The 9,604-nt window shown below is 40.5% G+C and carries 10 protein-coding genes; 9 read left to right on the forward strand and 1 reads right to left on the reverse strand.

The features are described from left to right. Window positions 1–33 precede the first annotated feature (33 nt). Together ACIQXQ_RS05385 and ACIQXQ_RS05390 are read left to right on the forward strand one after the other, a co-directional pair. Window positions 34–531 carry a DinB family protein gene (locus ACIQXQ_RS05385; RefSeq protein ID WP_402956008.1) on the forward strand — a complete coding sequence of 166 codons (498 nt, stop codon included), beginning with the start codon at window positions 34–36 and terminating at the stop codon, window positions 529–531. Window positions 532–696: 165 nt separating this feature from the next. Then, the gene (locus ACIQXQ_RS05390) at window positions 697–1,239 is read left to right on the forward strand and encodes an acyl-CoA thioesterase (RefSeq protein WP_402867901.1); all 543 of its coding nucleotides are present in this window, start codon (window positions 697–699) and stop codon (window positions 1,237–1,239) included. Between the two features lie 31 nt (window positions 1,240–1,270). Here ACIQXQ_RS05390 and ACIQXQ_RS05395 read toward each other — a convergent pair whose 3' ends face one another. Beyond that, complete coding sequence (locus ACIQXQ_RS05395) at window positions 1,271–1,906, reverse strand: Bax inhibitor-1/YccA family protein (protein ID WP_402956010.1); 636 nt, start codon at window positions 1,904–1,906, stop codon at window positions 1,271–1,273. Between the two features lie 486 nt (window positions 1,907–2,392). Here ACIQXQ_RS05395 and ACIQXQ_RS05400 point away from each other — a divergent pair, with 486 nt between their 5' ends. From ACIQXQ_RS05400 to ACIQXQ_RS05430, 7 genes are all read left to right on the forward strand, one after another. Beyond that, a complete protein-coding gene (locus ACIQXQ_RS05400; RefSeq protein ID WP_402956012.1) occupies window positions 2,393–3,418 on the forward strand; it encodes an ABC transporter ATP-binding protein in 1,026 nt (341 codons plus the stop codon). Further along, window positions 3,396–4,322 carry an ABC transporter ATP-binding protein gene (locus tag ACIQXQ_RS05405; RefSeq protein WP_402956014.1) on the forward strand — a complete coding sequence of 309 codons (927 nt, stop codon included), beginning with the start codon at window positions 3,396–3,398 and terminating at the stop codon, window positions 4,320–4,322. The genes ACIQXQ_RS05400 and ACIQXQ_RS05405 overlap by 23 nt, the downstream gene beginning before the upstream one ends. 14 nt (window positions 4,323–4,336) lie before the next feature. Beyond that, on the forward strand, window positions 4,337–5,305 hold the full coding sequence (gene opp4B / locus ACIQXQ_RS05410; RefSeq protein WP_402867905.1) for an oligopeptide ABC transporter permease: 969 nt from the start codon (window positions 4,337–4,339) through the stop codon (window positions 5,303–5,305). A gap of 17 nt (window positions 5,306–5,322) precedes the next feature. After that, complete coding sequence (locus ACIQXQ_RS05415) at window positions 5,323–6,228, forward strand: ABC transporter permease (RefSeq protein ID WP_402867906.1); 906 nt, start codon at window positions 5,323–5,325, stop codon at window positions 6,226–6,228. A gap of 18 nt (window positions 6,229–6,246) precedes the next feature. Continuing rightward, window positions 6,247–8,013, forward strand: coding sequence for an oligopeptide ABC transporter substrate-binding protein (opp4A, locus tag ACIQXQ_RS05420; RefSeq protein ID WP_402867907.1), 1,767 nt, complete (start codon window positions 6,247–6,249; stop codon window positions 8,011–8,013). A gap of 97 nt (window positions 8,014–8,110) precedes the next feature. After that, the gene (locus ACIQXQ_RS05425) at window positions 8,111–8,302 is read left to right on the forward strand and encodes a hypothetical protein (RefSeq protein WP_402867908.1); all 192 of its coding nucleotides are present in this window, start codon (window positions 8,111–8,113) and stop codon (window positions 8,300–8,302) included. A gap of 150 nt (window positions 8,303–8,452) precedes the next feature. Next, window positions 8,453–9,499 (forward strand): M42 family metallopeptidase, encoded by a 1,047-nt coding sequence (locus ACIQXQ_RS05430; protein WP_402867909.1) that lies wholly within the window; start codon window positions 8,453–8,455, stop codon window positions 9,497–9,499. Window positions 9,500–9,604 lie beyond the last annotated feature (105 nt).

Consider the following 9,604-nt stretch of genomic DNA (forward strand, 5'->3'; position numbering starts at 1 on the left):
TAATTATAAAAAAGTGAATAAGGAGCTGGTAGAGTGGAAGAAAACACAAAAATCAGGGAAGAACTTCTCCAGGCAGTGAACGGGTTATCGGATGAACAGGTAAATGCACATCCCCAAGATGGACGTTGGAGCATCATTCAGGTATTGGAGCATCTATTTCTAATGGAGAGGGCGGTAACAAAAGGAATTGCCGATACACTGGCAAGTGGCGAGAGCAATCGAGTAGATGATAAACCGATCCAGTATACATTAAATCGTGACGTAAAAGTGGACGCGCCTCCATTTGTCATTCCGTCAGAGAAGTTCCAAACATTAGCTGAAGTAAAAGCTAAGCTCGCCTCTTCACGTAAGGCATTGGAAAAGGTAATCTCCCAAGCGAAGGAGAATGACTTGGAAGAGAAGTCATTCCCACACCCCTTGTTTAAAGATTTAAGTTTGAAGCAGTGGATTCCGTTTGTCGGTTTGCATGAGAAACGGCATTTATTGCAAATTGAAGAGTTGAAGGCCAAACTAAAAAAACTCAGCCAATAGGTGAGTTTTTTTTATATATGTATTGATTTAGGAAAGACTATATAAGCAGTACTTACCTATTGAGAGATGAGAAAAATGTGGGTAATAATCATGATTATTGCTTTAACGCGCAAAATTCGTTAAAGTGAACTAGTGAGAAAATGGACATAAAGGAGTGCAGTCACCATGGAAGAAATAAAACATTGCTCGGACTCTTTGGTTATAAAAACGAGTCTAGTTCTACCACCTGATACAAATAATATCGGTACAATGTTTGGTGGGAAATTAATGGCTTACATTGATGACGTTGCGGCCATTTCTGCCATGCGCCATGCTAGAAGTAATGTCGTTACGGCATCGACCGATTCTGTCGATTTCCTGCATCCCATTCATGAAGGAAATGCAGTATGCCTAGAAAGCTTCGTTACGTATACGGGTAGGACATCTATGGAAATTATCGTAAAAGTGGTTGCCGAGGACTTACTTACTGGAGAACGGAATCTATGCGTTATTTCCTTTTTGACCTTTGTTGCCATCGATGAGAACGGAAAACCTGTTCCAGTTCCCCGCTTGGTTCCGGAGACTGAAATGGAGAAGAACTTGAATGAATCTGCCAAACACCGGGCAGACGTTAGGAAAAAAAGAAGAGATGATACACAATTCATCGCAAGCACATTTGGTGTGAAATTGCCTTGGACTGAAAAATCAGAACCAGGGTTATATAAATAAGTACGAAAAAACGGGCATTTGCCCGTTTTTTTTAATCATTGCTTGATAATATACCGAAAAAGCGAAGGATGTTTATAAACAGGTTGATGAAATCAAGGTACAGATTCAATGCCATGAGCGGGACTTCTTCTGCCGTTACCCCATAGTGCTTCATGCGGTTGAAATCATATAGAACATATCCGCTGAAGACAAGAATGCCAATAAAGGAAAAAACAAGCATTGCCGTGGAACTTAACGGTGAGAATATATTAAAGATGCTGATGGCGATTAGCGCTAGCAAGGCAGCAAAGAGGATTCCACTTAGAAAAGAAAGATCTCTCTTAGTGGTTGTTGCATATAGAGCTAACCCCCCAAAGACGACGGTTGTCGTCACTCCAGCCAAAATTACGACGTTGGCGCCTGCCAAAGCGAGATAGTGAGCGATGATGGGATAGGTGGTCATTCCCGATATGAAAGTAAATACAAAAAGAAATGTATATCCAATTGCTTTTTTCCTTCTCAAGATAAAGGCTCCAATCAGCATGGCGATTTCCAAAATCGCCAAGGGAAGAAATAAGGCCGGGGGTATAAATATTCCAGCAACCATTCCTAAAACGGAAATCGCGAGTGATAGAGCAAATGTGCGCATAACAGAGGGCATATACGCATTAACGGTATGTGAATACATTCAGTCAACCTCCATATAATTATTACTACCCACTTCTTACGAAAGATAAGGGGAAAGGTTTCACTTTATTACCCAAACCCTGCTAGAAAAAGCTACGCACCGTCCATTCATAAGGTGAGTCATATCAGAATATAAATTTTCTGAAATATCAAAATATTTAGATTGGTTGGTTGAGTGGAACTAATACATAAAAAATTTCAGTTTGAAGATAAGATAATTATTCATTATTTTTAAATACAAAAAAAATCTTCATTCTTTGTGATGAGCAAAAGCTATTAGAATCCTTATCCGAGTAAATAAAAAGAAATAAAGTTAATTTTTAGAAATAAAATTATAGGAAAAAATTATTCCTCAAGTTATAATATATTAAAAAAATGTTATAATTTGATATAAATATATTGAATTAATATTAAAAATTGATTACACTTTTATTTAATTATCAGAAAATTTTTATTTTATCGGTAAAACAGTTTAGGGGGGATCAGGTTGGAAAAGACAATATTACGAATAGAGAACCTCACTACGTCATTTCGTATTAAGAATAAATATCACGCAGCGGTGGACGATGTCTCGTTCACGGTGAATGAAAATGAAATTGTAGCCGTGGTTGGTGAGTCAGGTTGTGGTAAGAGTGCACTAGCCCTCTCTATCATCCAATTACATAATATGCAAAGAACGAAATCTGAAGGTGTCATAAATTATAAGGGTCAGAATCTACTTGACCTTAATGAGTCACAAATGAATAAAGTTCGAGGTAAGGAATTGGGGATGATATTCCAAGAACCTCTGACGGCATTGAATCCCCTAATGACTGTCGGAAAACAGATTGAGGAAAATCTTGATTATCATACGAATCTATCAACCAATGAAAAAAAGAAAAGAACAATTGAACTGCTAACCCAGGTTGGCATCCCTTATCCGGAAAGGACCTACAAGCAGTTCCCTCATGAACTTTCAGGTGGCATGCGCCAAAGGGCCATGATATCGATTGCGATAGCTTGTAATCCTGCTTTGGTCATTGCGGACGAACCAACGACGGCTCTCGATGTGACGATCCAAGCTCAAATCCTGGATTTGTTGAAGGAAATACAGAGCAAGACAAAAATGGGAATCATCTTGATTACTCATGACTTAAGCGTAGTGGCCGAAGTGGCTGACCGGATTGTCGTGATGTATGCCGGACAAGTGGTCGAGACTGGCAGTGTTAAAGATATATTCAAAAAACCACTGCATCCTTATACACGATCTTTGCTAAATTCCATCCCTTCGGCTACCACTGAAAAAAAACGTTTGCACGTTATAGAAGGAATCGTGCCCTCCATAGCGAAAATGGATAGGAATGGGTGCCGATTCCAAGAACGAATTCCTTGGATCCCCAAACAGGCCCATGAGGAGTCACCTGTCCTGCATGAGGTTGGTCAAGGGCATTATGTTAGGTGCACGTGTTATAAGGATTTTTATTTTCAATCTGAAGGAGAGGCAACGCCTTATGACATTACTCAAGGTAGATAATTTAAAAGTGCATTTCCCTATAAGGGGCGGTTTTTTTCGTAGAGTAGTAGATCATGTCAGAGCTGTCGATGGTGTGTCATTCGAATTGCAGCAAGGTGAGACCTACGGTTTGGTTGGAGAATCAGGAAGTGGGAAGTCCACGACGGGTAAAGCTGTGGTCAAGCTGAATGAAGTGACATCGGGAAAAATTATGTTCGAAGGCAGGGATTTAGCTTCGTTGAGCAGAAAAGAAATCAAGCCATTCCGAAAAGATATCCAAATGATTTTTCAAGATCCGTATTCTTCTTTAAATCCTAAAAAGCGGGTTCTCGATATCATTGCCGAGCCGTTAAGGAATTTTGAAAAGTTGTCGCCTGGAGAAGAAAAGAAAATTGTTCAGGATTTCTTGGATAAAGTCGGTCTAAGTCCCGAATCCATTTATAAGTATCCACATGAGTTTTCAGGCGGACAGCGTCAGCGTATAGGAATTGCGAGATCTTTGACGTTAAAGCCAAAACTGATCATTGCCGATGAACCTGTGTCTGCGCTGGATGTATCGGTCCAAGCACAGGTATTGAACTTCCTTCAAGATTTACAGGAGGAGTTTAACTTGACCTATTTATTTGTCGGCCATGATCTCGGGGTAATCAGGCATATGTGTGACAGGATGGGCGTGATGTATCGCGGAAGAATCGTAGAAGAGGGCACAAGCCAGGAAATCTATGAAAACCCTCAGCACATCTATACCAAACGTTTGATAGCAGCCATTCCGGACCTAGAACCGGAAGTGCGTGAGCAAAAAATACTACTCAGAAAGAAATTGACAGCGGAGTATGAAACGTCTTATTCCCAATACTTTGATGAAAACGGACGGGCCTACGATTTAAAGCCAATTTCGTCCACTCATAGAGTCGCAATACAATAAGGAGGTGGAAAGTAATGTGGAAATTTATCCTTAGGCGCCTATTAGTCATGATTCCGCAGCTCTTTCTGTTGAGCATCATCGTTTTCATGATGGCAAAAGCCATGCCAGGTGATGCCTTGTCAGGTCAGGAAATAAGCAACCCAAGGGCGGATCCGGCTGAGCTTGAAAGAATCAGGGATGACATGGGCTTGAATGACCCTTGGTACCAACAATATGTAAGATGGGCATCCAATGCTGTCCAAGGGGACTTCGGAGTGTCTTATACGCACAAAATACCAGTTATGGATGTCATTGAAAACAGGCTTTGGAATACGGTTTTTCTTGCAATCGTCACTCTTATCTTTACATATTTGCTAGCTATTCCACTCGGCATAGTTAGCGGTAGATATAATGATACGTGGATGGACAAAGGAGTTACCGGTTACAGTTATCTAGGTTTTGGTACACCAATTTTCATATTTGCTCTTATTATGCTATTTGTTTTCGGGTTCGGTCTAAATTGGTTCCCATCTGGTGGAAGCGTCGATTCCAAATTGGATTCAGGGACGTTCGCTTATGTGGTCAGTAAGATTAACCATTTGATCCTGCCAGCTTTAAGTACGGCTTTAATTGCAACGACTAGTACCATTCAATATTTGCGAAATGAAATCATAGATAATAAGATTAAGGATTTCGTAAGGACCGCTCGATCGAAAGGTGTTCCGGAATCGAAAGTATACTCACGACATATCTTGAGAAATTCATTCCTACCGATTGCTGCATTCTTAGGATATGAAATCACTGGTTTAATCGGTGGCTCTGTCATAATCGAGACCATCTTTAGTTATCCAGGATTAGGCCAGCTATTCCTTAGCTCTGTAAGCCTAAGGGACTTCAGTGTCGTGACGGCCATTGTCATGATGACAGGATTCGCCACTTTGCTTGGCACTCTTCTTTCTGACATCATACTTAGCGCGGTGGATCCGCGTATACGGATAGAATAGGAAGCGGGGTGAGTCTAATGGAAATGAAAGTGCAAACTGGAAATAACATACAAATTCAAGAAGTGAGTCCTTCGGGAATGAAAATCATTTGGCAGGAAATTAAGAAAGATAAAATGGCAATGGGCTCATTGATTCTACTGGCAGCCATCTTGCTTTTTGTTTATGGCGCATCTTTCTTCATGGATGCCAAGGAAATCGCTAAAGTCGATTTCCTATCCATCTATATGGAGCCATCTTCGGACTATTGGCTTGGAACTGACTATGGTGGACGGGATGTATTTGGACAACTCATCATCGGTACAAGGAATTCATTCACGATTAGTTTATTTATTACCTTATTCACGGCTATCATCGGATTGACTTTTGGGCTTCTTGCTGGTTACTTTGGCGGTGCTACCGATAATGTAATCATGCGTATTATAGATTTTGTCATTGCGCTGCCTCAGTTAATGTTCATCATTGTTTTCGTTACGATTGTGCCTACTTTTAATGTCCCGGTTTTCATTTTGATCATGACGCTGTTTTTATGGACCGGTAAGGCAAGGCTCATTCGTTCGAAGGTATTATCTGAGCGAGAATTGGATTATGTTCATGCGTCACAAACACTTGGTACTCCACATTGGAAAATCATCATTTTCCAGGTGCTTCCAAATATAAGTTCTCTGATCATCGTAAATTTCATTTTGAATCTTGCAGGCAATATTGGCCTAGAATCCAGCTTGACCTTTTTAGGATTCGGTCTTCCAGAGAGCACACCGAGTTTAGGTACGCTCATAAGTTATGCTCGAAACCCAGATGTTTTAGAAAACAAATGGTGGATATGGATACCCGCATCACTCATGATTCTAGTGTTGATGCTGAGTATAAATTTTGTTGGTCAAGCATTGAAACGTGCTGCTGACGCAAGACAAAGAAGAGGATAAAAAAGGGGAGTGTATGTCATGAAAATTAAAAATTATAGCAAAGTATTAAGTGCATTGGCCATATCGTCGCTACTTCTTGCTGCATGTTCAGATGATACGTCGACTAAGGAGAAAAAGGGAAAAGCTGTTGAACAAGTGGATGCATCGAAATTCCCGGCGGTTACATCAAATAAAGGGAAACCAATCGAAGGCGGTCACCTTACTTACGGTTTGGTATCTGATACGCCATTTGAAGGAATCTTAAATAAAGTCTTCTACCAAGGTGATCCGGATAATCAAGTTATTACGTTCTTTGATGAAGATTTATTGGATACCGATGAAGATTGGGTATTTACAAATGAAGGCGCAGCTACCTATGAAATATCAGAAGATAATAAAACGGTCTCACTTACCATCAAAGACAATGTCAATTGGCATGACGGTAAACCTGTAACGGGGGCCGACTTGGAATATGCTTATCTCGTAATGGGAAGCAAAGAGTACAAGGGAGTCCGTTATGATGAACAAATGGCATTGATTGAAGGGATGGAAGAGTATCATGAAGGTAAGGCAGATAGTATTTCCGGAATCAAGGTAGACGGAAAGAAAATCAGCTTCACCTTTAAGAAAGCGAATCCTTCGGTTAAGACAGGACTATGGACATATCCGCTTCACAAGGAATACTTAAAAGATGTTGCGATTGGTGATTTGGAGTCTTCCGATAAAATCCGTAAAAACCCAATAGGTTTCGGACCATTCAAAGTGAAGAAAATCGTTCAAGGTGAAGCGGTCGAATTCGAAGCGAATAAAGATTACTATCGCGGAGCTCCTAAGTTGGACAGCGTCACATTGAAAGTCATCAACCCATCCGTTGTTGTAAAATCATTGGAAAACGGGGATGTTGATGTAGCAGAAGTTTCAGCGGATTATTATGATCAAGCCGATAAGTTGGAAAACATCGAGATTTTAGGGAAAGTCGATTTGGCTTATACGTACATCGGTTTTAATTTAGGGCACTATGATAAGAAAAAAGGCGAAAACGTGATGGATAACCCGAAATTCCAAGATAAACGACTTCGCCAGGCGATGGCCTATTCCATCAACAACGAACAGGTCGGCGAGAAGATGTATAAAGGACTTCGTTTCCCTGCCAACTCGGTTATTACGCCAACCTTTAAATATAACAATAAAGATATAAAGCCATATGAATATGATCCAGAAAAAGCGAAAAAATTATTGGATGAAGCAGGATATAAAGATACGAATGACGATGGCCTTCGCGAAGATCCGGATGGCAAGGAGTTCAAAATTAATTTTGCATCCATGAGTGGTGGAGATATTGCCGAACCGCTTACGAAATATTATATCCAGCAATGGCAGGAAGTCGGGCTGGATGTACAAATGTTAGATGGACGTCTTCATGAGTTCAATTCATTTTATGATTTGTTGAAAAAAGATAGCGATAAGGTAGATATTTTCCAAGCAGCTTGGGGTGTGGCTTCCGATCCAGATCCATCTGGAATCTGGTCAAGACAAGCACAATTCAATTATACTCGCTGGGTGAATGATAAGAATGATGAACTATTGGCAAAAGGAATTTCGGAGGAAGCGTTCGACGATCAATACCGTGTCGATGTCTATAACGAGTGGCAACAATTGATCCATGATGAAGTGCCTCTTATCCCAACTCTATTCCGATATACAATGACAGGGGTCAATGAACGTGTGACTGGTTATGATTATACTGCAGGTCGCCAATATCAATGGTTTGATGTAGGTGTGACAGAAGAATCAGCTAAAAAATAATGTAGAAAGTCGGCTGCCTCCATTGGCAGCCGATTCTTTGGTTTTAAGATGGTGAATTAAGGTTATATATGAATAGTAAGTATTTGGAAGGGTGATAGTGATGGAAGTGAGAAATCCAAATGAAACAAAGCGGGAACTTGAAATATTGTTTACGGAATCGGTTGGTCGTCTATTAAAGCCACTTGAAGAGGAAATCATTACAGACATCGTAGCCTATCCTGATGAAAAGAGAATTGCCTTCTTGGAATTCATGAAGGAAATGTCCAATAAACAAAGACAGTTAAAGTAATCATGGTTCGCAAGTTTAATGACGTTACCTGGATTAAGGAATTTCGGTTGTATGGGACCGTCATATGACGGTCTTTTTATATGGCTTTTAATATGTTCTTTGATCACTGAAAGAGATATACTTTTATATAAGAAGAAGGGAGTGTCATTGATGAATCAAGTTAATGAAAAAGAAATCGTTTCGTACATAAAAGAGTTAGTATCCATTCCCAGTCCATCCGGTTATACGGAACAGGCCATTAAGTATACAGCAGCCTTCATGGAAAGTAAGCAAGTACCCTACCAAATCACGAACAAGGGGGCATTGCTTGCCACTTTAAAAGGTAAAGATGATAGCTGTCATCGATTGCTGACGGCCCATGTGGATACATTGGGAGCCATGGTTAAGGAAATTAAGCCAAATGGCCGGCTGAAGTTGACGATGATTGGCGGGTTTCGGTGGAATTCCGTTGAAGGAGAATACTGTGAAATCCATACCGCAAGTGGAGATATTGTCACAGGCACGATATTGATTAACCAAACATCCGTACATGTGTATAAAAATGCTGGGGACGCTAAGCGTGATGAAGAGACAATCGAGGTTCGTATCGATGCAGTCGTCAAATCAAAAGAGGAAACAGAGGCCGTGGGCATATCCGTTGGTGACTTTGTTTCATTCGCACCAAGGATCGAGGAAACGAAGACTGGTTTCTTGAAGTCTAGACATTTGGATGACAAAGCAAGTGTTGGCATTTTACTTCATATTATTGAGCAGATTCAAGCGGGGAAAATCGAATTAGCATATACGACGCATTTCCTGATTTCAAATAATGAAGAAATCGGATATGGCGGTAATTCCAATATTCCTGATAAGACGGTTGAATACTTAGCTGTCGATATGGGCGCAATCGGGGAAGGGCAAACGACGGATGAATATAGTGTTTCCATTTGTGCTAAAGATTCTTCCGGTCCGTACCATTATAAGTTACGCCAGCATCTGGTTTCACTTGCCAAGGCGAATGACATCGATTATCGCGTCGATATTTACCCGTACTATGGTTCTGATGCCTCAGCAGCAATCCGTGCAGGATTCGATGTGGTTCATGGCTTGATTGGACCAGGGATTGATGCATCGCATGCATTTGAGAGAACGCATCTCTCATCTTTAAAGCATACAGCGAACCTAGTTGCACACTATTTACAATCTGAGCTTGTCTGATCACATAAAAGGGGCTGTCCCAAAAGTCAGGAAAATGACTTTTAGGGCAACCCTTTTTTTATGAAATTTATGCACAAAAAAATCGCCCTTTTTAGTAAAATGAAG

The sequence above is a fragment of the Peribacillus sp. NPDC097198 genome (assembly GCF_044762055.1).
Classification (GTDB): domain Bacteria; phylum Bacillota; class Bacilli; order Bacillales; family DSM-1321; genus Peribacillus.

What these genes read in the sequence shown, in the direction of transcription:
- ACIQXQ_RS05390 (WP_402867901.1), top strand. Translation starts at nt 697, where the DNA reads ATGGAAGAAATAAAACATTGCTCGGACTCTTTGGTTATAAAAACGAGT.
- ACIQXQ_RS05395 (WP_402956010.1), bottom strand. Translation starts at nt 1,906, where the DNA reads ATGTATTCACATACCGTTAATGCGTATATGCCCTCTGTTATGCGCACA.
- ACIQXQ_RS05405 (WP_402956014.1), top strand. Translation starts at nt 3,396, where the DNA reads ATGACATTACTCAAGGTAGATAATTTAAAAGTGCATTTCCCTATAAGG.
- opp4B (WP_402867905.1), top strand. Translation starts at nt 4,337, where the DNA reads ATGTGGAAATTTATCCTTAGGCGCCTATTAGTCATGATTCCGCAGCTC.
- ACIQXQ_RS05415 (WP_402867906.1), top strand. Translation starts at nt 5,323, where the DNA reads ATGGAAATGAAAGTGCAAACTGGAAATAACATACAAATTCAAGAAGTG.
- opp4A (WP_402867907.1), top strand. Translation starts at nt 6,247, where the DNA reads ATGAAAATTAAAAATTATAGCAAAGTATTAAGTGCATTGGCCATATCG.
- ACIQXQ_RS05430 (WP_402867909.1), top strand. Translation starts at nt 8,453, where the DNA reads ATGAATCAAGTTAATGAAAAAGAAATCGTTTCGTACATAAAAGAGTTA.